Annotated in this window: 22 protein-coding genes; 15 read left to right on the top strand and 7 right to left on the bottom strand. The window is 72.0% G+C overall.

Going from position 1 to position 23,927, the window contains the following annotated elements; translation table 11 throughout:
* Positions 1–103: 103 nt before the first annotated feature.
* From ACWD11_RS14345 to ACWD11_RS14330, 4 genes are all read right to left on the bottom strand, one after another.
* Positions 104–829, bottom strand: a complete 726-nt coding sequence (locus ACWD11_RS14345) for an LmeA family phospholipid-binding protein (protein WP_451283188.1) — start codon at positions 827–829, stop codon at positions 104–106.
* Between the two features lie 116 nt (positions 830–945).
* The gene (locus ACWD11_RS14340; RefSeq protein WP_451283187.1) at positions 946–2,133 is read right to left on the bottom strand and encodes a hypothetical protein; all 1,188 of its coding nucleotides are present in this window, start codon (positions 2,131–2,133) and stop codon (positions 946–948) included.
* Positions 2,134–2,136: 3 nt separating this feature from the next.
* On the bottom strand, positions 2,137–2,391 hold the full coding sequence (locus ACWD11_RS14335; protein WP_451283185.1) for a MoaD/ThiS family protein: 255 nt from the start codon (positions 2,389–2,391) through the stop codon (positions 2,137–2,139).
* 58 nt (positions 2,392–2,449) lie between these two features.
* Entirely contained in the window at positions 2,450–3,322 is an 873-nt protein-coding gene (locus tag ACWD11_RS14330; protein WP_389418027.1) for an alpha/beta hydrolase, read from the bottom strand.
* Between the two features lie 173 nt (positions 3,323–3,495).
* On the opposite strand from ACWD11_RS14330, the gene ACWD11_RS14325 reads away from it, so the two are divergent.
* The 7 genes from ACWD11_RS14325 to ACWD11_RS14295 all read left to right on the top strand — a co-directional run bounded on the left by ACWD11_RS14325 (position 3,496) and on the right by ACWD11_RS14295 (position 11,045).
* Complete coding sequence (locus ACWD11_RS14325; protein WP_389418026.1) at positions 3,496–4,275, top strand: winged helix-turn-helix transcriptional regulator; 780 nt, start codon at positions 3,496–3,498, stop codon at positions 4,273–4,275.
* A gap of 84 nt (positions 4,276–4,359) precedes the next feature.
* Positions 4,360–5,382 (top strand): LacI family DNA-binding transcriptional regulator, encoded by a 1,023-nt coding sequence (locus tag ACWD11_RS14320; protein ID WP_389418025.1) that lies wholly within the window; start codon positions 4,360–4,362, stop codon positions 5,380–5,382.
* Between the two features lie 88 nt (positions 5,383–5,470).
* Positions 5,471–6,457: a S1C family serine protease gene (locus tag ACWD11_RS14315; RefSeq protein WP_451283182.1), complete on the top strand. Its 987-nt coding sequence runs from the start codon at positions 5,471–5,473 to the stop codon at positions 6,455–6,457.
* Between the two features lie 10 nt (positions 6,458–6,467).
* Positions 6,468–6,641: a hypothetical protein gene (locus ACWD11_RS14310; protein ID WP_389418023.1), complete on the top strand. Its 174-nt coding sequence runs from the start codon at positions 6,468–6,470 to the stop codon at positions 6,639–6,641.
* A gap of 82 nt (positions 6,642–6,723) precedes the next feature.
* Complete coding sequence (locus tag ACWD11_RS14305) at positions 6,724–7,461, top strand: response regulator transcription factor (protein WP_389418021.1); 738 nt, start codon at positions 6,724–6,726, stop codon at positions 7,459–7,461.
* Positions 7,458–8,891 carry a HAMP domain-containing sensor histidine kinase gene (locus tag ACWD11_RS14300; protein ID WP_389418020.1) on the top strand — a complete coding sequence of 478 codons (1,434 nt, stop codon included), beginning with the start codon at positions 7,458–7,460 and terminating at the stop codon, positions 8,889–8,891. The genes ACWD11_RS14305 and ACWD11_RS14300 overlap by 4 nt, the downstream gene beginning before the upstream one ends.
* Positions 8,892–8,972: 81 nt before the next feature.
* Positions 8,973–11,045, top strand: a complete 2,073-nt coding sequence (locus ACWD11_RS14295) for a pectinesterase family protein (protein WP_451283179.1) — start codon at positions 8,973–8,975, stop codon at positions 11,043–11,045.
* A gap of 83 nt (positions 11,046–11,128) precedes the next feature.
* Here the strand turns inward: ACWD11_RS14295 and ACWD11_RS14290 are convergent, their stop codons facing one another.
* The 3 genes from ACWD11_RS14290 to ACWD11_RS14280 all read right to left on the bottom strand — a co-directional run bounded on the left by ACWD11_RS14290 (position 11,129) and on the right by ACWD11_RS14280 (position 15,269).
* Positions 11,129–11,605, bottom strand: a complete 477-nt coding sequence (locus tag ACWD11_RS14290) for a hypothetical protein (RefSeq protein ID WP_451283177.1) — start codon at positions 11,603–11,605, stop codon at positions 11,129–11,131.
* Between the two features lie 22 nt (positions 11,606–11,627).
* Complete coding sequence (locus tag ACWD11_RS14285; RefSeq protein WP_389418017.1) at positions 11,628–13,253, bottom strand: vanadium-dependent haloperoxidase; 1,626 nt, start codon at positions 13,251–13,253, stop codon at positions 11,628–11,630.
* 198 nt (positions 13,254–13,451) lie between these two features.
* On the bottom strand, positions 13,452–15,269 hold the full coding sequence (locus tag ACWD11_RS14280; protein ID WP_451283175.1) for a bifunctional metallophosphatase/5'-nucleotidase: 1,818 nt from the start codon (positions 15,267–15,269) through the stop codon (positions 13,452–13,454).
* Positions 15,270–15,436: 167 nt separating this feature from the next.
* Here ACWD11_RS14280 and mshD point away from each other — a divergent pair, with 167 nt between their 5' ends.
* The 8 genes from mshD to ACWD11_RS14240 all read left to right on the top strand — a co-directional run bounded on the left by mshD (position 15,437) and on the right by ACWD11_RS14240 (position 23,884).
* Complete coding sequence (gene mshD / locus ACWD11_RS14275) at positions 15,437–16,363, top strand: mycothiol synthase (RefSeq protein WP_451283173.1); 927 nt, start codon at positions 15,437–15,439, stop codon at positions 16,361–16,363.
* Between the two features lie 99 nt (positions 16,364–16,462).
* Positions 16,463–16,849 (top strand): GntR family transcriptional regulator, encoded by a 387-nt coding sequence (locus tag ACWD11_RS14270; RefSeq protein ID WP_389418014.1) that lies wholly within the window; start codon positions 16,463–16,465, stop codon positions 16,847–16,849.
* Complete coding sequence (locus ACWD11_RS14265) at positions 16,846–17,748, top strand: ABC transporter ATP-binding protein (protein ID WP_451283171.1); 903 nt, start codon at positions 16,846–16,848, stop codon at positions 17,746–17,748. The genes ACWD11_RS14270 and ACWD11_RS14265 overlap by 4 nt, the downstream gene beginning before the upstream one ends.
* The gene (locus ACWD11_RS14260; RefSeq protein WP_451283169.1) at positions 17,745–18,734 is read left to right on the top strand and encodes an ABC transporter permease; all 990 of its coding nucleotides are present in this window, start codon (positions 17,745–17,747) and stop codon (positions 18,732–18,734) included. Before ACWD11_RS14265 ends, ACWD11_RS14260 begins: the two co-directional genes overlap by 4 nt.
* A 395-nt stretch (positions 18,735–19,129) precedes the next feature.
* Entirely contained in the window at positions 19,130–19,282 is a 153-nt protein-coding gene (locus tag ACWD11_RS14255) for a hypothetical protein (RefSeq protein ID WP_451283167.1), read from the top strand.
* Positions 19,279–20,178, top strand: a complete 900-nt coding sequence (locus tag ACWD11_RS14250; protein WP_451283165.1) for a hypothetical protein — start codon at positions 19,279–19,281, stop codon at positions 20,176–20,178. Before ACWD11_RS14255 ends, ACWD11_RS14250 begins: the two co-directional genes overlap by 4 nt.
* 363 nt (positions 20,179–20,541) lie before the next feature.
* Positions 20,542–22,773 (top strand): RNA degradosome polyphosphate kinase, encoded by a 2,232-nt coding sequence (locus ACWD11_RS14245; RefSeq protein ID WP_389418009.1) that lies wholly within the window; start codon positions 20,542–20,544, stop codon positions 22,771–22,773.
* A complete protein-coding gene (locus tag ACWD11_RS14240; protein WP_389418008.1) occupies positions 22,754–23,884 on the top strand; it encodes a CHAD domain-containing protein in 1,131 nt (376 codons plus the stop codon). Before ACWD11_RS14245 ends, ACWD11_RS14240 begins: the two co-directional genes overlap by 20 nt.
* The last annotated feature ends 43 nt before the right edge of the window (positions 23,885–23,927 follow it).

The raw sequence follows: 23,927 nt of genomic DNA, 5'->3' as shown, positions 1-23,927 counted from the left end.
CCCTGCCCCGTACGGCTTTCGGCCCCCTGTATCCGTCGTCACATCTACGCTGCGGACGGCGCCGTCTCGCCCCTCGGACACCGGGCGTTCACCAACGGGCGTATTACCCCGCGAGCCGGACGTTCGAACCCCGCACCGCGATCTCCACGCCGTTCTCCGCCGCCTCGACCTTGTCCAGCTGGATGCCGCCCGGCAACCCGTCGATCCGCTGCTCGAAGTCGGTGATCGAGCGGACCTCGCCCTCCGCCACCTCGACGACCAGGTTCGGCAGGTTGTCGGCGTGCACCTTCACGATGTCACCGTCGACGGTGACCGTGCTGAGCACGGGGTAGGTCCGCGCCAGGCCCGCGGCCTCGACCCTGACGTTCACCTTGATCTTGCCGTTGCCGCCGTCGGAGAGGCCGACGACCTCGGCGGTCGCCCCGGGGAAGATCTGCCGCGGTTCCGACTCGGCGGCCTTGAGCAGTTCGTCGTAGGAGATGCTCGCGGTGCCGTTCGCGGTGGCCGCGGTGGCGGAGCTGTAGTCGCCGGAGAACCGCACGCCCCTCATGTTCGCCTGGAGATCGTCGATGCGGATGGTCTCGCCGGTGCCCGCGGCGGCCTCGTAGTCCGCGATGCCGACCTCGACGTCGTCCAGTTCACCGCCGGCCACCTGGGTGAGGAAGGGGAAGCCGTTGATGGACACGTCGGGGGTGGTGGCGAGGTTCTCCGTGTTCTTCAGTTTCTCGGCGACCTCGTCCTCGGCGAACCCGACGGCCAGCCGGTCGGCGAGCACGAAGAGGCCGCCGAGTACCACGACGACGATCAGCAGTATCCGCAGTGCGCGCATTGTCGGTTTCCCCTACCCAGGCGGTCACGACGACCGGGTGGCCGCCCTGGGGGGAGAGTAACCCCGCGATGTCGGGGGCCCGCCGGATTGTCGATCACCTGTGACAGGCGAACGCGCTATCCCAGCGCCCGTCCCAGCACGTAGACCGCCGGTGCCGCGGCCGCCAGCGGCAGTGCCACGCCCGCGGTGAAGTGGACGAACCTCGACGGGTAGTCGTAGCTCGCCACCCGGTGGCCGATCAGCGCGCAGCCGCCCGCCGCCGCGCCGAGCAGCGCGCCCTGGGCGCCCACGTCCGTCAGCCCGCCGACCGCGATGCCCGCACCCGCCGCGGCGAGCAGGGAGACGATCACCGAGGCCGCGGTGGGCAGCGGAAGGGCCCGGGCCACCAGGGCGACCGCCACCGCCGCCGCGCCCACCGTCACCGCGTCCGCCGCCGCGGCCAGGTACCCGGCCGCCACGATGGCCAGGGCCGCCGAGGCGACCGTCGCCATCAGGCCGTACATCCGCTCGTCCGGGTCGGCGTGCGAGCGGAGCTGGAGGACCAGGGCCAGCAGGACCCAGACGCCGAGGGTGCCGAGGATCGCCGACGGGGCGCGGTCCGCGACGAGCAGCGCCACGTCCGCCGTCAGGGCGCCCGCGAAGGCCAGCGCGATGCCCTGGCGGGCCGGCCACATGCCGTTCAGCCGGAACCAGCCGGCCGCGGTGACGGCCTGGAGGACGACCAACGGGACGAGGAGGGCGTACGTGCCGATCGCGGCGGTGCCCGACAGGAGCAGTCCCAGCAGGGCCGTCAGCGCCGCGGGCTGCATGCCGGGCTCGATGACCGGCGAACGCCCCTCCAGGCGCGCCCGCTGGGCGTCGGTGACGCGGGGGTTGCCTGCGATGGTGGCCGGGCCGTAGCCGGACTCGCCGGCCGCGGGGTCCGGGGCCGGCGTCCGGGCCGGTTCCGGGGCCGGGGCCTCCGGGGGCAGCGGGGCCGCGTAGGGCTGGTGCCCCTGCTGGGGCAGGTACGCCGTCTCCGCCGCCGACACCGGTGCCTGGACCTGCGTCTCCCAGGTCTGCCCCTGCCACTGCTGGGTGTACTGCTGGGCGGCCTGCGGGTCCTCGTACCCCTGCCACCCCTGCTGGGCCTGCGCCTGCTGCTGCCCGTACGGGTCGTAGGCGTCGTACCCGCCCTGATACGGCTGGCCGCCCTGATACGGCTGGCTGCCCTGGTACCGCTGGTCGCCCTGGTAGGGCTGCTCACCTTGGTACGACTGCTCACCCTGGTAGGGCTGTTCGCCGTGGTACGGCTGGTTGGTCATCGCTCATCCTCCTGCGAACGGCGGGAGCACCTCGACCGTGCCGCCGTCGGCCAGCCGTACCGTCTCATGCTCGCGGGTACCCACGGGGTCACCGTCGATGAGGAAGGAGCATCGCAGCAGGACGCGCGAGAGTTCCCCGGGGTGTCGCGCCCGCACCGCGGCGAGCGCGTCGGCGAGCGTGGCCGCCTCGTACGGCTCCTGCGCGACCCCGGCCGCGGCCTTCGCGGCGGCCCAGTAGCGCACCGTGACCTTTGCCATCCCGTTCCTCTGTCCCTTCGGCCGCCGACAGGTTTCCGCACCTGCCGGCAGGGCCAGGCTAGCCCGCCCGGCCGACGGCCCAGTGACCGATGCGGGCCAGCAGGTCGTCGGTGGCCGCGTGCTCGGCGTGGCCCATGCCCGGCTCCAGCCACAGTTCGCCGTGGTCACCGGCGGCCTCGGCCAGCATGCGCGGGTGGTCGAGCGGGAAGTAGCCGTCGCGGTCGCCGTGCACGATCAGCAGCGGGGCCGGGGCGATCCCCGGCACCGACTCCACCGGGGAGAGCGGCACCGGGCTCCAGTCCCGGTGGTGGATGCGGGTCCGCAGTCCGTAGCGGCCCACCAGGCGGCCCTCGGGGCGGGTTACCAGCCAGTGCAGGCGCCGCATAGGGGCCGTGCCCCGGTAGTACCAGCGGGCGGGGGCACTGACCGAGACCACCGCGTCCGTACGCGCTTCCGTGCGCCCCTCGCGCATCGGGCCCCCGGGTCCGTACAGCGCCCCGTGCCGCAGCACCACGGACCCGCCCATGGAGAAGCCCACCGTCACCACGCGCGCGTGCCCGAGGTCCCGCGCCCACGCCACCGCGGCCGCCAGGTCGAGCACCTCCCGGTCCCCCACCGTCGACCGCCCGCCCGAGCGGCCGTGGCCCCGGAAGGAGAACGTGACCACGGCCCCGTACTGCGCGAACGCGGTCGCCACCCGGCGCACGTGCGGGCGCTCCACATCGCCCGTGAAGCCGTGCGCGACCACGAACACCGGGCCATCGGAAGGTGTCGTTCCGGCGTCGTACACGGACCGGCCCGGTTCGTATACGGAATCGATGGCCACTCCGTCGTCGGTGCGCAGAAACGTCCGCATAGGGGGGCGTCTGGTCGTCTCAGAGTTCGGAACAGGCGTCGAACGCGCCACATGACCTGCCGGACCAGTCCTCATGTGGGCTATTGTGCTGGGCAGAGGACTCGGGCAGCGAAGCCCCCGGGTCCTTTTGTGCTTTCGGAAGCGTTGTATACGACGCGGGAAACCGCGGGTGTACGGAGCCTTCGGGAGGCAGAGCTGTACCGCTGTGCCGCAAACGTCCTCGCAGGGACCGAGGAGGAACCAGACGTATGAGTTCTCTGCTGCTCCTGACCAATGCCCTCCAGCCGTCGACGGAGGTGCTCCCGGCTCTCGGCCTGCTCCTGCACAACGTGCGCGTGGCCCCGGCCGAGGGCCCCGCCCTCGTCGACACCCCGGGCGCCGACGTCATCCTGATCGACGGCCGCCGTGATCTGCCGCAGGTGCGCAGCCTGTGCCAGCTGCTGCGCTCCACCGGCCCCGGCTGCCCGCTCATCCTCGTCGTCACCGAGGGCGGTCTCGCCGCCGTCACCGCCGACTGGGGCATCGACGACGTGCTCCTGGACACCGCAGGACCGGCGGAGGTCGAGGCGCGGCTGCGACTGGCCATGGGCCGCCAGCAGATCGTCAACGACGACTCCCCCATGGAGATCCGCAACGGCGACCTCTCCGTCGACGAGGCGACCTACTCCGCGAAGCTCAAGGGCCGGGTCCTCGACCTCACCTTCAAGGAGTTCGAGCTCCTCAAATACCTAGCCCAGCACCCGGGCCGCGTCTTCACCCGCGCGCAGCTGCTCCAGGAGGTCTGGGGCTACGACTACTTCGGCGGCACCCGCACGGTCGACGTGCACGTCCGGCGCCTGCGCGCCAAGCTCGGCCCGGAGCACGAGTCGCTGATCGGCACGGTCCGGAACGTGGGTTATCGATTCGTTACGCCCGAGAAGAGCGAGCGCGGCGCCGAGGAGGCGCGGGCCAAGGCGGCACCGCAAAAGGCGGAGGATGCGGACGAGACGGCCGTCCTGGACGGTGTCGAGGTCAGTGCGGACGCCTAGGACTCCCGGACCGCGCTCGGGCAGGGTGCGGCCGGGCTGCTTTACGCCCTGCCCAGAGCGGGTCCATCCGCGTAGACTCCGCGCGTGGCCAAGGTAACCAGGGATGACGTGGCGCGGCTGGCAGGAACCTCCACTGCCGTCGTCAGCTATGTCATCAACAACGGACCCCGGCCGGTTGCCCCGGCCACCCGCGAGCGTGTCCTCGCCGCGATCAAGGAGCTGGGGTACCGGCCCGACCGGGTCGCGCAGGCCATGGCCTCGCGGCGCACGGACCTCATAGGCCTGATCATCCCGGACGCGCGCCAGCCCTTCTTCGGGGAGATGGCGCACGCGGTCGAGCAGGCCGCCTCCGAGCGCGGGAAGATGGTCCTGGTCGGCAACACCGACTACGTCGGCGAGCGCGAGGTCCACTATCTGCGGGCCTTCCTGGGGATGCGGGTCTCCGGTCTGATCCTGGTCAGCCACGCGCTGAACGACCTGGCCGCCGCGGAGATCGACGCCTGGGACGCCCGGGTGGTGCTGCTCCACGAACGCCCCGAGGCGATCGACGACGTCGCCGTCGTCACCGACGACCTCGGCGGCGCCCAGCTCGCCGTCCGGCATCTGCTGGAGCACGGCTACGACTACGTCGCCTGTATGGGCGGCACCGCCGAGACCCCTTCGGTCGGCGACCCGGTCTCCGACCACGTCGAGGGCTGGAAGCGGGCGATGGAGGAGGCCGGCCTCCCGACCGAGGGACGGCTCTTCGAGGCGCCGTACAACCGGTACGACGCCTACCGGATAGCGCTGGAGATCCTCGCCGGGCCCCGGCGTCCGCCGGCGATCTTCTGCTCCACCGACGACCAGGCGATCGGTGTGCTGCGGGCCGCCCGGGAGCTGCGCATCGAGGTGCCGGGCGAGCTGGCCGTCGCCGGGTTCGACGACATCAAGGAGGCGGACCTGGCGGATCCGCCGCTGACCACGGTCGCGAGCGACCGGTCCGCCATGGCCCGGGCCGCGGTCGACCTGGTGCTGGACGACGGTCTGCGGGTCGCCGGTTCCCGGCGGGAGCGGCTGAAGGTGTTCCCGTCGCGGCTCGTGGTGCGGCAGTCCTGCGGCTGCGCGTAGCCGCCTTTACAACGGGCATACGAGGTTCTGCCGGGCTTCTCAGGAAGCGCTCAGGGAGCTCTCATCGTCGGGCGACAAGCTCATGGACATGACCGAGAGCTTCCGCCGCGACGGCGAGTACGAGCAGCACGCTTCGGCCTCCGTGCACCCGGAATGGCCGCCTCCGCCGGCATACCAGCCGGCCACCCGGGCCGAGGACACTCCGCGCAGGAAGCGGGCCCGCGGCCCCCTCGCCCTCCTCGCCGCCGTCGCCCTGGTGGCCGCGGCCGTGGGCGGCGGGAGCGCGTACGCCGTCCAGGAACTGACCGGCAGTGACACCGTCGCCGCCGGCTCCACGACCACCAGAGTGGTGCCCGCCGCCAAGAAGGGCGACATCGCGGCCATCGCCGAGGCGGTCAGCCCCAGCATCGTCGAGATCAGCGCGACGTCGAACTCCGGTGAGTCCACCGGTTCCGGCGTGATCATCACCAGCGACGGCGAGATCATCACCAACAACCACGTCATCTCCGGCGCCTCCTCGATCAAGGTGACGACCAGCGACGGCAAGGAGTACAGCGCCGAGGTCGTCGGCACCGACAGCGGCAAGGACCTCGCGCTGATCAAGCTCGCGGACGCCTCGGGACTGCAGGCGGCGAGCCTCGGCGACTCCGACGGCGTCCAGGTGGGTGACACGGTCGTGGCGATCGGCTCGCCCGAGGGCCTGACCGGCACCGTGACCAGCGGCATCGTCTCGGCGCTCGACCGCGATGTCACCGTCTCCACCGGCGAGGGCCGGCAGCAACAGCAGCAGGGCGGCGGGGGCTGGCCGTTCGAGTTCGGCGGCCAGGAGTTCAACGGCGACACCGGCTCGTCCACGACGACGTACAAGGCGCTGCAGACCGACGCCTCGCTGAACCCGGGCAACTCCGGCGGCGCGCTGATCGACATGAACGGCGACATCATCGGCATCAACTCCGCGATGTACTCGTCGGCTTCGGCCTCCTCCGACGCCGGCAGCGTCGGCCTCGGCTTCGCCATCCCGGTCAACACCGTCAAGTCCGACCTCGCGAAGCTGCGGTCGGGGTCCCAGAACTGAGGGGTACGTCATGATCAAACAGGTCTCGCACCCGGCCCCCGCCGACACCGACCCGGCGCGCTTCGCGGCGGCCCTGGAGGTGGCGTACGAGCTGCACGCCCCCGCGCCGCCCCGGGCCCCCGAGCTGGCCACGGGCCGTACGACCACCCGCCGCGCCCACCGCCGTACGCCCGCACGGGCCTGACCTGTCCCTCCGACGCCCCCGCTGCGAACATGCGACGCTGAAGGCGTCGACCCGTCCTTCCGCACCCGAGGAACCCGAGCCCATGAGCCCCGCCGATGGCGACCGTGACCCCCAGCGCATCCTGATCGTCGACGACGAGCCCGCGGTGCGGGAAGCCCTCCAGCGCAGTCTCGCCTTCGAGGGGTACGCCACGGAGGTGGCCGTCGACGGCGCGGACGCCCTGGAGAAGGCGGCGGCCTACCGTCCCGACCTCGTCGTCCTCGACATCCAGATGCCCCGCATGGACGGGCTGACCGCCGCTCGCCGCATCCGGGGGGCGGGCGACACGACGCCGATCCTCATGCTGACGGCCCGCGACACGGTCGGCGACCGGGTCACCGGGCTCGACGCGGGCGCCGACGACTACCTGGTCAAGCCGTTCGAGCTGGACGAGCTGTTCGCCCGGGTCCGCGCCCTGCTGCGGCGCAGCTCGTACGCGGCGGCGGCCGGGGCGGGGGCGGTCCAGGAGGACGAGGCCCTCACCTTCGCCGACCTGCGCATGAACCTGGCGACGCGGGAGGTGACGCGGGGCGGGCGGCCGGTGGAGCTGACCCGCACGGAGTTCACCCTGCTGGAGATGTTCATGGCGCACCCGCGCCAGGTGCTGACGCGGGAGCAGATCCTGAAGGCGGTGTGGGGCTTCGACTTCGAGCCGTCGTCGAATTCGCTGGACGTGTACGTCATGTACCTGCGGCGCAAGACGGAGGCGGGCGGCGAGCCGCGGCTCGTGCACACGGTGCGGGGTGTGGGGTACGTGCTGCGGCAGGGCGGCGCGGAGTGAGAAGGGTGCTACGGCGTTTTCGGGCGCTGCCGATCCGGTCCCGGCTGGCGCTGCTGGTGGCGGCGGCGGTCGCGTTCGGGGTGGCGGCGGTCTCGGTGACCTGCTGGTTCATTGTGCAGGGGAAGCTGTACGAGCAGGTGGACAGCGACCTCAGGGACATGGTGAAGCGGCCCGGCACGGTGGCGTCGCTCCTTCAGAACTGCTCGCCGACCGAGCAGCCGGGCACCGGGGGGCGGTGGATTCCCAAGGACTACATCCAGCTGATCAAGGAGGAGGGCGAGCCCTGTGTCGACCCCAACTCCCTGGGCGTCGTCAAGGTCACCGGCTCCGACAGGGACGTGATCAAGGCTGCCACCCGCGACGAAGCGACCGTTCGCAACGGCAGCGACGAGGACGGCAACTCCGTGCGCGTCCTGACCTTGTACCTGGGCGTCGACGCGGCCGACTCACAAGGCGTCGCCCTGCTCGTGGCGACCCCCCTCAAGGGCACCGAGTCGACCCTCAACGAACTCGCCCTCATCCTCCTCCTCGTCTCCGGCATCGGAGTCCTCGGTGCCGGAGCCGCCGGTCTCGCCGTCGCCCGCGCGGGCCTGCGCCCCGTGGACAAGCTCACCGACGCCGTGGAACACGTGGCCCGCACCGAGGACTTGAACGTGCGCATCCCGGTGGACGAGGACAGCGAGGACGAGATCGCCCGCCTCTCCCGCTCCTTCAACTCGATGACCTCGTCCCTGGCCAGCTCCCGCGAGCTCCAGCAGCAGCTGATCGCCGACGCCGGCCACGAGCTGCGCACCCCCCTGACCTCCCTGCGCACCAACATCGAACTCCTCACCCGCAGCGAGGAGACCGGCCGCCCCATCCCCCCGGAGGACCGCAAGGCCCTGCTCGCCTCGGTGAAGGCGCAGATGACGGAACTGGCCGCGCTGATCGGCGACCTCCAGGAACTGTCCCGCTCGGAGGGCCAGCGCGGCGAACGCGTCCAGGTGGTGCCGCTGGAGGACACCGTCGAGTCCGCCCTGCGCCGGGCACGGCTCCGCGGACCGGAACTGACGATCAGGGCCGACCTGCAGCCCTGGTACGTCCGCGCGGAGCCGACCGCGCTGGAACGCGCGGTGGTCAACATCCTGGACAACGCGGTGAAGTTCAGCCCCGAGGGCGGCACCATCGAGGTGCAGCTCGCCGACGGCGTCCTCACCGTCCGCGACCACGGCCCGGGCATCCCGGCCGAGGAACTCCCGCACGTCTTCGACCGCTTCTGGCGCTCCCCCAGCGCCCGCGCCCTCCCCGGCTCGGGCCTCGGCCTGTCCATCGTGGCCCGTACGGTCCAGCAGGCGGGCGGCGAGGTGTCGCTGGCCCGCGCGGAGGGCGGCGGCGCGATCGCGACGGTGCGGCTGCCGGGGGCGCCGACGCCCCCGCCGGACCTGCCGTAGGTCCGCGGCAACCTTCCCGCCCGCCGCGGCGACTCCCCGTCGACCCGCCCCGTACCTGACGGATCGAAACGGAGCCGACGCATGGACGCCCCCCACGCCTCCCCCGAGGACCGCCCCCGCCGCAAGCCGCGGCACCGCAGAAGGAACACCGCACTGGCGGTCGGGCTCCCGCTGACCCTGACCGCGGCCGGAGTCCTCGCCTACACCCCCGTCCTGGGTGACGACGCCCAGTCCACGGCCTCCGCGGCCACCGCCCCCGCCTGGGCGACCGCCACCGCGGACGGCTTCGCCTCCGTCGACTCGCTCGGCCAGAACGGCACCTACGGCGGCCGGGACGGCCGGACGGTCACCGTGCGGACGCTCGCGGAGCTGGAGAAGTACGCGACCGCGGCCGAGCCGTACGTCATCGTCGTAGCGGACACGATCACCATGAACCCGGTCGGGAAGGAGATCAAGGTCGCCAGCGACAAGACGATCGTCGGCTCCGGGACCTCCGGGCAGATCGTCGGCGGCGGCTTCTTCCTCGGCACCGGCGTGCACAACGTGATCATCCGGAACCTCACCATCCGGGACTCGTACCAGGGCGTCTGGAACGACAAGGACCACGACTTCGACGCCGTCCAGATGGACGGCGCGCACCACGTCTGGATCGACCACAACGACCTGCGTCACATGGCGGACGGCCTGATCGACGTCCGCAAGGACAGCACGAACATCACGGTCTCCTGGAACAGGCTGAGCAACAACAACAAGACCTTCGGCATCGGCTGGACCGAGAACCTCGTCACCGACATCACGATCCACCACAACTGGTTCCGCGAGACGGAACAGCGCAACCCGTCGACGGACAACGCCGCCCACGCGCACCTGTACAACAACTACCTGGAGGACGCGGCGGGCACCGCCATCAACTCCTCCTACGGCAATTACGCGCGCGGCCGGACCAGGATGGTCCTGGAGAACTCCTACTTCCAGGGCGTCAGGAACCCCGTCATCAAGGACAGCACGGCGGCGATCGTCCAGAAGGGCAACACCTTCGCCGGCACGAGCGGCCGCAACGAGTCCGGCGGCACCGCCTTCGACCCGAGGGCGTACTACGCGTACACGCCGGACCGGACGGCGGACGTGCCGGCGCTGCTGAAGTCGGGGACAGGCCCGCGCAGTTCCCTAGGGACCGCGACCACCCTGGCAGCCGCCGCGACCACGCTCACGGTCGCCAAGGACGGCAGCGGCCAGTACGCCACGGTCCAGGCCGCCGTGAACGCCGTACCCGCGAACAACCCCGCCCGGGTGGTCATCGCCGTCAGGCCGGGCACGTACCGCGAGACGGTGAAGGTCCCGGCGAACAAGCCGCACGTCACGATCCAGGGCACGGGCGCCAGCCGCAAGGACACGGTGATCGTCCATAACAACGCCTCCGGCACCCCCAAGCCGGGCGGCGGCACGTACGGCACCAGCGGCAGCGCCACCGTCGCCGTCGAGGCGGACGACTTCCAGGCCCGCAACCTGACCATCGCCAACGACTTCGACGAGAAGGCCAACCAGCACCTCTCCGGCCACCAGGCCGTCGCCCTGCGAACGGCGGCGGACAAGGTGTTCCTGGACTCGGTGATCGTGGAGGGCGATCAGGACACGCTCCTCCTCGACACCGCCGCGAAGGACCGCCTGGGCCGGGTCTACATGACCAACTCCTACGTCACCGGCAACGTCGACTTCATCTTCGGCCGCGCCACCGCGGTGATCGACCGCTCGGTCATCACCCTGAAGAAGCGCTGGGACGGCACTTCCGCCGGCTACGTCACGGCCCCGAGCACGGCCGCCGGCCGCAAGGGCATCCTGATCGCCAACTCCACGGTGAACGGCGCCGTCTCGGACCGCACCTTCTACCTCGGCCGCCCCTGGCACGCGGGCGGTGACGCGGCCCTCGACCCGCAGACGACGGTCCGCAACACCACCCTCAGCGCCGCGATCAGGACCACCCCCTGGACCGACATGAGCGGCTTCTCCTGGAAGGACGACCGCTTCGCCGAGTACAAGAACACCGGCCCCGGCGCAGGCACCGCATCCCCCGACCGCCCCCACCTGACCGACGCCCAGGCCGCCGACCAGGAAGTCGCGGACTGGCTGCAGGGCTGGGCCCCTTCGGCCTCCTGACGCCCACCCGCAGAAGGCCGGTTCCCGATGAGGAACCGGCCTTCCTGACCCGTCAGGTGAGATTCACGCGCACCTGACGTGAGTCACCGAGTGACGGTGAACGCGCACCAGGGTGTCCAGGCCGAGACCTTGTTGCCGCCGGTCGCGCGCAGCCGGAACTGGTAGTCGCCCGGCTCGAGTTCGCCCTCGGCGAGGGCGAGGTTGAACACCATGCCGTTCGGCCAGATCCGCTTGGTCTTGGTGATGAGCGGGGCCTCGCCCGGCTCGGCGACCTCGAAGGTGGCCCGCAGGGAGGAGTAACTCCTGTTCTTGCCCGCGTCCTTGCCGAACTCGGTGGGCGAGGCGGCGAGCGCGCCGCCGCTCGCGCCGGAGATCGCCGGGGTCGGGCCGCCCTCGCAGAACTGCGCCTGCTCGTACGGCCCGGCGAACACCCGGAGAGTCCCCGGCACGCTGGGGTCGGCCTGCGATCCCAGCGCGTTGGCGCCGGCGACCGCGACGGAGACCAGCGCGGCGATCACACCGGCGGTCACGCCGATCCGTCGGAGATGCTTCCTGATCACGGGAAGACCGTCCTTTCCGGTACTAGCGCGGTGTGTAGTAGGCGTGCGTGGAGCCGTCGTAGCCGTTCACACAGCCGTAGGAGTTCCAGATGAGCTGGCCGTAGGTGTTCTCCGCGCCGTAGTCGTCACACCAGTACCAGGACGCGTGGGGGCCGTCGTACATGTTGCCGACGCTCGTGGCACCCATGGGTTTGATCAGCCATTCCTTGCCCACGGTGGTGAGGGCGGGGCTGCGGTAGACGGGTGTCTTGTCGTTGTAACTCGTCGGGCCGTAGCTGTTTCTGAGGATCTGGCCGGCCGCCTTGCGGCCCGTCGCGACGCCGAGGTCGCCGTCCCACTGGAAGTGCACGCCGAGGTAGACCCGGCTTCGGGCGTTCTCGGTGGCCGCCGCGCTGAAGGTGGGGAAGGTGCGGGTGACCCCGACCGCGTGGGGGTCGTCGGTGGTGCCGGTGAAGGAGATGCTGTCCGTGCCGAAGAACTGCTTCATCGACTCGGCCCACGCTCCGCCGAAGGTCGCGTGCCCGGAGACGTACGCGGGGAAGTTCGGGCTGAAGTGGTTCCCGGCTTCATCGGCGGACAGCGGTTGCCAGGAGCTGTCCTGCGCGGTGTCCGGGTTGCCGTCCGAGCCGGCCAGCCGGACCGCGCTCTCGGGCCGCCACAGATCGATGGCGGTCTGGTACTTCGCGTCCCAGGCGGAGATCCCCGCGTCCGCCATCGAGCCGGCGACCAGGGCGAACAGCTGGACGTTGGCGAGCTGGTCGAGGCCGCGCTGCTGGGAGACGATCCGGGTGTGCTCGAAGAGCTGGCCCGGCGGCTTGTAGGTGCCGTTCAGGTCGTTCGCCCAGAACCAGGCGATCTCGGTCTGCTCGGCGGTCCGTGTCTTGCTGTTGGCCGCGCCGAGCTCCGCGACCTCCTTGAACTGGGCCGTGTAGGCGGAGCTCTTCAGCAGCTCGGGCATCGTCGCGATCCCGCCGGGCTGCTGCGGGCGCAGGTCGGGCGCCGTGGTCTTGAAGTGCGTCCACGGGTAGTCGCCGTAGTCGATGAACTTCTTGACCTTGCCCCAGTTCGGAGTCGCCGCCGGACCGGAGCCCGTCGGCCGCCACTGACCGGGGTCGGTGCTCGGGGTGTACGGCGTGGTGTCCTGCGATCCGTCGTTGGTACGACGGGCGATCATCGCCGCGGCGGCCTTCTCGCCGACGCTCTTGCCCTCCGCGGTGGTGGCGTCGACCGGCTCGCCGGAGCGGGCCGCCGTGAGGTAGGGGGTGAAGTCGAGAGCGGGCAGGACGGACTTGAGGACGTTGTAGGCGGCGTGGTCCAGTGCCGCCTCGACGTTGGGCGCGACACCGGCCTTCACGCTGATGCCGGGGGTGTAGAGCGCCCCCAGGCAGTTCTCCGGCTTGAAGCCGCCGCTGCTGTGGCAGCGGCTGGCGTTCGCGGCGTCGTACATGGCCAGATGCATCATGGCCCCGTACCGTGACAGCGGTCCCGGAGCGCCGCCCGTGGTGACGTAGGCGTCGAGCAGCGCCTGGTTCCAGTAGAGGACTCGGTCGCCCGTCGTCGAACTGGCGTGCGCGGGCGCCGATATGCCCAGACATGCCAGAAGCAGCGCCAGGATGACGGTGATGGAGCGTCTGACAGGATCTCTCACAGTCTTGCCCCTCCAGAGATCATAAAAGTTGATCGTTCAGACAAGATCAGACGCAGCATAGGCTCAGCGTCCGACTGGGGGGCCAGTTCGGAATATGAAATGCCGCGTGAACATGGCTGGATCACGCCAGACGTCTGCGCGCTCGGAACACGGCAAGGGGTCCGGCGACAGCGTCCCCGGACCCCTTCGCGCGGTCGGTCACTTGATGACGTTCACCCGGTCCGTCGCGGGCGCCGGCAGCGGGCTGGTCGCCGAGGAGTTGGCGGCCAGGTAGGTCTCGAAGGCCATCAGGTCGTCCTGCCCGACCAGCGGGTTCGTGCCCTTGGCCAGCTCCGTGAAGCCGTCACCGCCGCCGGCGAGGAAGGAGTTGGCGGCGACCCGGTAGACCGCGGCCGGGTCCAGCGGGGCTCCCGCCACACGGACGGAGTCGGTGACGATCCGGTCCGCGCCGGTCTTCGTCAGGTCCAGCGTGTACGTCAGCCCCGACGGCTGCAGGATCTTCGGGGCGGCCGCGTTGGCGCCGGAGACCTGCTGCTGCAGCACGGTGAGCAGCTGGGCGCCGGTGAGGTCGACCAGGTTCACCGTGTTGGCGAACGGCTGCACCCTGAAGGCCTCGCCGTACGTCACCACGCCGTCGCCCTCACCGGCCGGGGAGGAGGCGTACGTGAGGTTGGCCCGCACCCCGCCCGGGTTCATCAGCGCCAGGTCCGCGCTCGGGTCCACGGACTTGGCGTAGGCCAGCTGCGCGTCCGCGATCAGGTTGCCGAGCGGGGAGTCGTCCGGCGCCTTGGGCTGGGCGAGCTCGGAGGCGATCCAGCCGATGGGCCGGTTCTCGACCGGTGCGGACAGCGCCTTGTAACGGGCGATCAGATCGGTCAGGTCGGAGGCCGGGTTCTCCCGGACGACGACGTGGTTCGCGGACTTCACCGACGTGCGGACGATGTCGCCGCTGCGCCGGTCGTAGGTCAGCGTGGTGTCCGTGTAGAGACGGCCGAAGGACGCGGCGGAGGTCACCGTGCGCGGGTTGCCCTCCGGGTCCGGGACGGTGCACGCGTACGCGGCGTGGGTGTGGCCGGTGACCAGCGCGTCGACCTTGGCGGTCACGCCCGTGGCGATGTCCTTGATCGGGCCGGAGATGCCGGAGCCGGGGCCGTTCGAGTCGCAGTCGTAGTTGTACGCCTCGGACGCCGGGGCGCCGCCCTCGTGGATCAGCGCGACGATCGACTTGACGCCCCGCTTCTGCAGTTCGCGCGCGTACTTGTTGATCGTCGCGGTCTCGTCGAGGAACTTCAGGCCCTTGACGCCATCGGCGGTGACGATGCCCGGCGTGCCCTCCAGGGTCACGCCGATGAAGCCGATCTTCACGCCGTTCTTCTCCCACACGTAGGTGGGGTCGAGCATCGGCTTTCCGGTCTTCTCGTCGACGACGTTCGCGGCCAGGTACGGGAACTGCGCACCCTCGAAGGTCCGCCCTTCCTCGTAGCAGCCGTCCTTCGGGTGGCAGCCGCCGTTCTGCATCCGCTTGAGCTCGGCGGCGCCCTCGTCGAACTCGTGGTTGCCGACGCCCGTGACGTCCAGGTCGAGGGCGTTCATCGCCTCGATCGTGGGCTCGTCGTGGAACAGCGCGGAGATGAGGGGGCTGGCGCCTATCAGGTCGCCCGCGGCGGCCGTGATCGAGTACGGGTGGCCCTCCCGGGCCTTGCGCAGCGAGCCGGCCAGGTACTCGACGCCGCCGACGCCCTCGATGGTCTTGACGCTGCCGTCCGGCTGAATCTCCGTGAGCCGCGCCGAGGAACTCGTGGGGGGCTCGAGGTTGCCGTGGAAGTCGTTGAAGGACAGCAGCTGCACGTCCTGGTAACGGCTCGTCCCGGGCTTGCCGGTCTTCTCGTCGGCACTGGCGGCCGACGGCAGCGCGGCGGCCAGGGCGCCCGCCGTGGCGAGGCCCGCGGCGGCGGTGAGGATCAGCTGCGTCCGGCGTCTGCGGCGGTGCTCCGGCTGAGTGGACATGGCTGGCATACGCCCCCCTCTGTGAGTCGTACGAGCGGAAGAGAGTCATGAGAGGGCGGTGATCGCCCGGGGCGCAGCCTAGAGTCAACGCGCGTAGCGCGGAAGGCGGTTCCGGGTTACATCCTGGTTTCCCTTTTGCCGCCGGTCCGGCCTGGCCTCGGCTTACCCTCGTACGCATGACCAGCGACGACACCGTACGGCCCGGTGGGGGCCGCTCCATCGAGACCCACTCCGCACTCTCCCCCGACCGCACCGAGGAGGTGCTCGCCCTGCTCGCCGAGGCCGCCCGGCGGGACGGCCAGCAGGCGGTGTCCGAGCAGGGACGGCTGCAACTGCGCGGCGGCGAACGCGAGGGTGTCTCGCATCTGCTGCTCACGGTCGACTCCGAACTCGTCGGGTACGCCCAGCTGGAGGACACCGATCCGGTGGAGGCGCCGGCCGCCGAACTGGTCGTCCACCCCGCGCACCGCGGGCACGGCCACGGGCGGGCGCTCGGTTCGGCCCTCCTCGCCGCCTCCGGCAAGCGGCTGCGGGTGTGGGCGCACGGCGGGCACTCGGCGGCCCGGCATCTGGCGCAGGTGCTGGGGCTGACGCTGTTCCGTGAACTGCGGCAGATGCGGCGGCCCTTGGCGGACCTGGATCTGGCCGAGCCGGTACTGCCCGCGGAGGTGACGGTGCGGACCTTTGTGCCCGGACAGGACGACGCGGCGTGGCTCGCGGTCAACGCCGCCGCGTTCTCCCACCATCCCGAGCAGGGTTCTCTCACCCAGCGTGACCTCGACGACCGGATGGGCGAGCCGTGGTTCGACCCCGCGGGGTTCTTCCTGGCGGAGCGGGCGGGGGAACTGGTCGGCTACCACTGGACCAAGGTGCATGCCGAGGAGGGGCTCGGTGAGGTGTACGTCCTCGGTGTGCGGCCGGGGGCGCAGGGGGGCGGGCTGGGGAAGGCCCTCACGGCGGTGGGTCTGCGGCACCTCGCGGGGCGGGGGGTGCGGGACGCGATGCTGTATGTCGACGCGGACAACAAGGCGGCGGTGTCCGTGTACGAGGGGATGGGGTTCGTGACGTATGAGACGGATCTGATGTACCGGACGGAGACGTAGCGCGGGAGGGGGGCCGCGGGGCACGGAAGCACGCTTGACTTTCGGGCCCCCCTACACCACCCTTTCACTACTTGATTAGTGAAAGGGTGGTGGAACGGAGTGGTCGAGTACCGCATCGACCGGCGCAGTGGCGTCGCCACCTACCTGCAGATCGTCCAGCAGACCAAGCAGGCCCTGCGCCTGGGGCTGCTGGCGCCCGGCGACAAGCTCCCCACGGCGCGGGAGGTGGTGGAGGCGACGGCGATCAACCCGAACACGGTGCTGAAGGCCTACCGCGAGCTGGAGCGCGAGGGCCTGGTCGAGGCCCGCCGCGGCCTCGGCACGTTCGTGACGCGGTCACTGGGTGCCGCGCCCGCCGACTCCCCGCTGCGCGGCGAACTGACGGACTGGGCGGCGCGGGCCCGCGCGGCGGGCCTGGAGCACGACGACGTGGCGGCACTTTTCACCGCCGTACTGGAAAAACACTTCAAGGGGGACGAGGCGTGAGCGAGATCGCCATAGAGGCGGCGGGACTGAGCAAGAGATTCCGTCGGCGACTGCGCCCTCAAGGGCGGACCACCGGTCCGGAGCGGCTCGACTTCCGGCTTCCCGCCGGAGTCGTGTGCGCCCTCGTCGGCCCGAACGGCGCCGGCAAGTCCACCCTGCTCGCCCTCGCCGCCGGGCTGCTGCGGCCGAGCGAGGGGGCCGTCACCGTCCTCGGCACCACCCCGGCCGCGGCCCGCGAGCGCCTCGCCTACGTGGCCCAGGACAAGCCCCTGCACCCCCAGCTCACCGTCGCCGCCACCCTGCGGCTCGGCCGCGAGCTGAACCCCCGGCGCTGGGACCGCGCCGCCGCCGAGCGGATCGTCGCCGACGGCGACCTGGACCCGGACGCCAAGATCCGCACCCTCTCCGGCGGCCAGCGCACCCGGGTCGCCCTCGCCCTGGCCCTCGGCAAGCGCCCCGAACTGCTGCTGCTGGACGAGCCGATGGCCGATCTCGACCCGCTCGCCCGGCACCAGCTGACCGGCACCCTGATGGCGGACGCCGCCGAACACGGCACCACGGTTGTCATGTCCTCGCACGTGGTGGCGGAGCTGGAAGGCTCCTGCGATCACCTCCTGCTGCTCGGCGCCGGCCGGATCCGGCTCGCCGGGCCCCTGGAGGACGTGCTCGCCGCGCACACCCTCGTCACCGGCCGCGCCGGGGACCCGCTCGCCCCGCACACCGTCGTCGAGTCCCGCACCACCGGACGCCAGCTCACCGCGCTGATCCGCCCCGAGGGCCCGGTCGCCCCCGCCTGGCAGCCCACCGAGCCGACCCTGGAGGAGCTGGTCCTGGCCCACCTGCGCTCCCCCGACGCCCCGGCCCTCGCCCTCACCGACGCCCAGGAGGCGGCCGTATGACCGCCGTGACCGTACGGACGACCGCCACCGCGCCGCGCTCCCGCCGTCCGCGCGGGCTGGTCTGGGTGATGCTCCGGGTGCACCGCTCGGCGCTGCTGTTCTGGCTGATGCTGGTGGCAGTGGCCGCGGGCGCGCTGCTGTGGGCGTACGGCCCGGGCATCGACGCCGCCTGGGCCGAGTACCAGGACGCGGGCTGCGGCCCCGGGGAGCCGAGCCTGGGCTGCGACCTCACCGGCCCCGCCTTCGCCCGGTACGACGACATCCTCGCCGCCGGTGGCAGCCTGCTCGGGCTCGTGCCGCTGCTCACCGCCGCCTGGGCGGGCGGCGCGCTCATCGGCCGCGACCTGGAGAACGGCACCGCCCAGTGGGCCTGGGTGCAGTCCGTCTCCCCCGCACGCTGGCTGGCCGCCAAGCTCGCGGTGCCGGCCGCCCTGCTCACCACCGGCATGCTGACGCTCACCCTGCTGCACCGGCTGGTGTGGTCCTCGGGCAGCCTGCACCGGGTGATGGGCTGGCGCTCCTGGGACGGCGTCTACCTGGCCAACGGCACCACCGCCACCGCCTACGCCCTGCTGGGCCTGGCCGTCGGCGCCCTCGTCGGCCTGCTCCTGCCGCGCGCCCTGCCCGCCCTCGCGGTCGCGACCCTGGCCGTACTGGCACTCTCCGACCGGCTGGACGCACTGCGCCCGCACCTGTGGCCGACGGACCTGGTGACCGCCACGGACGACTACCCCGAACACGTCGGCCTGATCGTCGAGGGCGGCGCCCTCACCAGCGACGGCGCCCACGTCCCGATCCCGGACTGCATGGGCATGCCCGGCTGCCTCTCCGAGCGCGACATCACCGGCTTCTACGCCTACTACCACCCCGCCGACCACTTCTGGCCCCTCCAGCTCGTCGAGACCGCCCTGGTCCTCGCCATCACGGCCGCCGCGGTGTGGGCCTGCTTCGCCCTACTGAAGCGCCGCACGGGAGCCACCACATGACCCCCCTGACCCCCACGCCCGTCCCCCCGGCCCGGCGGACGGCTGCGGACCTGCGTCGCGCTGCAGAAGCTCCGCACCAGAGCCGCCACATGACCCCCCTCACCACCACGCCCCGGCGGACGGCTGCGGGCCTGCTTCGCGCTACTGAAGCACCGCACGGGAGCCACCGCATGGCCACCCTGACGCCAGTCCCCCCGCCCCGGCGGACGGCCCCGGACCCGCTTCACGCCCCTGAAGCACCGCACAGGAGCCGCCACATGGCCACCCTGACGCCAGTCCCCCCGCCCCGGCGGACGGCCCCGGACCCGCTTCACGCCCCTGAAGCACCGCACAGGAGCCACCGCACGGCCACCCTCACCACCACGCCCGTCCCCACAGACCGCCCCACCCTCCCCATGACCCCCCTCACCACCGCGACCGTCGCCACGGGCCACCCCGCCCGCCGCACGACCGCCCTCACCACCACGCCCTCCCCCACGGGCCGCCCCGGCGGACGGCCGCGGGCCCGCTTCGCGCCGCTGACGCGCCGCCCCGGAGCCGCCGTATGACCGCCCTCACCGCCACCGCCGCCCCCGCGGGCCGCCCCGCCCTCCGCCCCGGCGGCTTGCTCTGGGCCGTGCTGCGGCTGCACCGCACCGCGCTGGTCCTGTGGGGCCTCGCCCTGTTCGCGGCCGCCGCCTTCCTGGTCCGGCTGGCCGCCCTCGCGGACGAGGCCGAGCGCGGCAGCGGCGCCTGCGCCATCCCGGCCCACGACGGGCTGCCGTCCTGCGCGGCGGTCGACGCGATCACCGCGGACGAGACGTACTCCACCGGCATCGCCCTCGTCACCGGCGCCCTGGCCTTCCTGATCTTCCCGGTGGCCGCCTGGGCGGGCGGCGTGCTCATCGGCCGTGAGCTGGAGAACGGCACCGCCCAATGGGCCTGGGCGCAGTCCGTCTCCCCCACGCGCTGGCTGGCCGCCAAGCTCGCCGTCCCCGCCGCGCTGCTCGCCGCGGGCACGAGCGCGGTGGTCCTGCTGGGCGCATGGGCGCGCGGCGAGGACAACCCGAACCTGGTCGGGGACTGGTACCACCCGGACGTCTTCGTCGGCACCGGCCCGACCGCCGTCGCCCACGCCCTCGCCGGGCTCGCCCTCGGCGCCCTCGCCGGGATGCTGTTCGCACGGGCGCTGCCCGCCGCCGGGGCCGCCCTCACCGCCTCGCTGGTCCTCTTCAACCTGCTGGAACGCCATCGTGAGGACCTCTGGCCGACGGTCACCCGCGACAAGGCCGGCTGGGAGGTGCCCCGCTCGGCCATGCAGGTCTCCTCCACCCAGACCCAGGTCAGCGTCCACCCCCGGTCGCACTTCTGGCCGCTGCAGTACGTGGAGAGCGGCATCCTCCTCGCCCTCGCGGCCGTCGCCGTGCTGACCGCCTTCCGGCTGCTGCGCCGCCGGACCGTCTGAATCTCCGGGACCGGACGTCCCTCCTACGGGGGGAGGGACGTCCGGTCCCGGCATACGGACGTCCCGGGAGCCGCCGCTCGCACGTCCGTCCCGGCACGCGGACGTCCCGGAGCCGTCACCCGCACGTCCTGTCCCGGCACGCGGACGTCCGGGAGCCGCCGCCCGGTGTCCCGCACGCCATGTCGCCGTAACCATTGGTTCAGATGGGCTTGCGACGCTCGCCGAATGAAACCCGCCGTGCCAGAGCCTTCGCAGCCTCCCGAGGGAGCCGCGGGGAACGGGGACGCCCGACGTCTCACCGCCACGCTCCCGCCCGCGTCCTCCGACGCGCCCGTTCCCCTGGGAACGCGGAAGAATGGGTCCATGAGTCAGCAGAACGCCCAGGCACAGGTCCAGCACGCGCAGCCGTCCGTCGGTTCCATAGCCGCCCACCGCTCGCGCACGGTGGCCGGTTCGGTCTCCGACCTCGAACCCGACATCGACTCCGACCTCGACGCCTACGAGGAGGCGCCGACCGAGGGCGCCCCCTTGCCTCAGGGACGCTTCCTCGACCGGGAGCGCAGCTGGCTGGCGTTCAACGAGCGGGTGCTCGAACTCGCCGAGGACCCCACCACACCCCTGCTGGAACGGGCGAACTTCCTGGCGATCTTCGCCAGCAACCTGGACGAGTTCTTCATGGTCCGGGTGGCCGGCCTGAAGCGCCGCATCCACACCGGCGTCGCCACCCGGTCCGCCTCCGGGCTCCAGCCCACCCAGGTGCTGGAGATGATCTGGGCCCGCTCCCGCGAGCTGATGGCCCGGCACGCCGCCTGCTTCCACGAGGACGTCGCCCCCGCGCTCGCGGAGGAGGGCATCCACCTGGTCCGCTGGAACCAGCTGACGGAGAAGGAACAGGCCCGTCTGTTCACCCTCTTCCGGCACCAGATCTTCCCCGTGCTGACCCCCCTCGCCGTCGACCCGGCCCACCCCTTCCCGTACATCTCCGGCCTCTCCCTGAACCTGGCCGTCGTGGTGCGCAACCCCGTCAGCGGGCACCGCCACTTCGCCCGCGTCAAGGTGCCGCCGCTGCTCTCCCGCTTCCTGGAGTCCAGCCCCGGCCGCTTCGTCCCCATCGAGGACGTCATCGCCGCGCACCTGGAAGAGCTCTTCCCGGGCATGGAGGTGCTGGAGCACCACGCCTTCCGCGTCACCCGCAACGAGGACCTGGAGGTCGAGGAGGACGACACCGAGAACCTCCTCAAGGCCCTGGAGAAGGAACTCATGCGGCGCCGCTTCGGGCCGCCGGTGCGCCTGGAGGTCGAGGAGTCCATCGACCGCGAGGTCCTGGACCTCCTCGTGCGCGAGCTGAAGATCAGCGAGGCCGAGGTGTACCCGCTGCCCGGCCCGCTGGACCTGACCGGAATGTTCCGGCTCGCCTCCCTGGACCGGTCCGAGCTGAGGTACCCGAAGTTCGTCGCCGGCACCCACCGCGATCTCGCCGAGGTCGAGTCGGCGACCGCGCCCGACATCTTCGCCGCGCTGCGCAGCCGGGACGTGCTGCTGCACCACCCCTACGACTCCTTCTCCACCTCCGTGCAGGCGTTCCTGGAGCAGGCCGCCGAGGACCCGGACGTCCTCGCCATCAAGCAGACCCTGTACCGGACCTCGGGCGACTCGCCGATAGTCAACGCGCTCATCGACGCGGCCGAGGCCGGCAAGCAGGTGCTCGTCCTGGTCGAGATCAAGGCCCGCTTCGACGAGCACGCCAACATCAAGTGGGCGAAGCGTCTGGAGGAGGCCGGCTGCCATGTGGTCTACGGCCTGGTCGGCCTGAAGACCCACTGCAAGCTGTCCCTGGTGGTCCGTCAGGAGGGCGACACGCTACGGCGCTACAGCCACGTCGGCACCGGCAACTACCACCCGAAGACGGCGAGGCTGTACGAGGACCTGGGCCTGCTGACCGCGGACCCGCAGGTCGGCGCGGACCTCTCGGACCTGTTCAACCGCCTGTCCGGCTACTCGCGCCGGGAGACCTACCGCCGCCTGCTGGTGGCCCCCAAGTCCCTGCGCGACGGCCTGATCTCCCGGATCAACAAGGAGGTCCAGCACCATCGCGCGGGCCGCCCGGCGTTCATCCGGATCAAGGTCAACTCCATGGTCGACGAGGCCCTCATCGACGCCCTGTACCGCGCGTCGCAGACGGGTGTGCCGGTCGACGTCTGGGTGCGCGGCATCTGCGCGGTGCGCCCGGGTGTGGCGGGTCTGTCGGAGAACATCCGGGTCCGCTCGATCCTCGGCCGCTTCCTGGAGCACTCCCGGGTCTTCGCCTTCGGCAACGGCGGCGAACCCGAGGTGTGGATCGGCAGCGCCGACATGATGCACCGCAACCTCGACCGCCGCATCGAGGCACTGGTCAGGGTCACCGACCCGGCCCACCGGGCGGCCCTCAACCGGTTGCTGGAGACCGGCATGTCCGACGCCACGGCCTCCTGGCACCTCGGCCCGGACGGCGAGTGGACCCGGCACGCGACCGACGCGGAAGGCCAGCCCCTGCGGAACGTCCAGGAGATGCTCATAGACGCCCGGAGGCGCCGGCGTGGCACAGCAACACCTTGACCCGACGAACTCCACGGCCGGGCCGGTGACCGGGGAGGCACTCGAGGCATACCTGCGTACCCAGGCCCTGGAGTTCCTCCGCGCGCTGCGGCTGCACCGGGAGACCGGCGGCGACTCAGGAGCCTTGGGGCGGGCGAGGGCCCGGCCCGGGGAGAACGGTTCGGCGGAGTCGGTGGACGCGGCCCGCGCCCTGCGCCGCTCGGCCCGCCGCATCAGCGGCAGCCTGCACACCTTCCGCACCTTCCTTGACCCCGACTGGTCGGAACGCATCCGCCCGGAACTGGCCTGGCTGTCGGGCACCCTGGCCATGGAGCACGCCTTCGCGGCCCGGCTGGAGCGCCTGCTGCTGGCGCTGCACCGCCTGTCGGGGGCGACGAGCTTCCCGGCGCAGGCCACCGACGCGGCAGCGAGCAGCCCGGCCGGCACCCCTGACCCGGCGGCGGGCGGCCGGGCCGGGGCGGCGCCCCCCGCGGAGCGCGGCAACCTGACCGTGGGCGCGGCGAAGGCGGGCGCCCTGCTGGAGCGCCAGCTCACCCTCGCCCGGACCAGGGCCCACAGCACCGCCCTCCAGGCGCTCGGCTCCAGCCGCTTCCACGCGGTCGCCGACCACATCGCCGTACTGGCGAGCGAGGTCCCCCTCACCACCGCGGCCCCCACCGCCGACCTCCACCCCCTGGCCGCCGCGGCCGAGGAACGCCTCACCGACGCGGTCGGCGCCCTGCCCCTGGTCACCGCGGGCAACCCGTACAACGCCGAGGCCCTCGTCCACGGCCTCTCCCCGGACCCGGCCCCGCACCCCCAGGACGCCCCCTGGCACCAGGTCCGCCTCCTGCTCCGCCTGCACCGCTACGCCCGCGAGTGCCTGCTCGGCGAGGACGCCCCCGTCGACGTACGCCTGCTCACCGCGGGCCAGGCCCTGGACCGCCACCGCGATGCCTCCGAGGCCGCGGCAGCGGCGGCCGCAGCGGCCCGCACCCCGCGGATCGCCCCGGCCACGGCGTACGCGCTCGGGGTGCTCCACGCCGACCAGCGGCACGAGGTGGAGGCGGCCCGCTTCGCCTTCCAGCAGTGCTGGGGGTCCTGGCAGCTGCGGAAGGTCAGCGCCCCCTGAGGGGCACCGAGCACAGGACCGAACACAGGAAGGAGGCCGCGCC

Source organism: Streptomyces sp. NPDC002776, from assembly GCF_053592195.1.
Note: the sequence above shows the minus strand (reverse complement) of the source record. Positions and strands in the feature narration are given on the sequence as shown.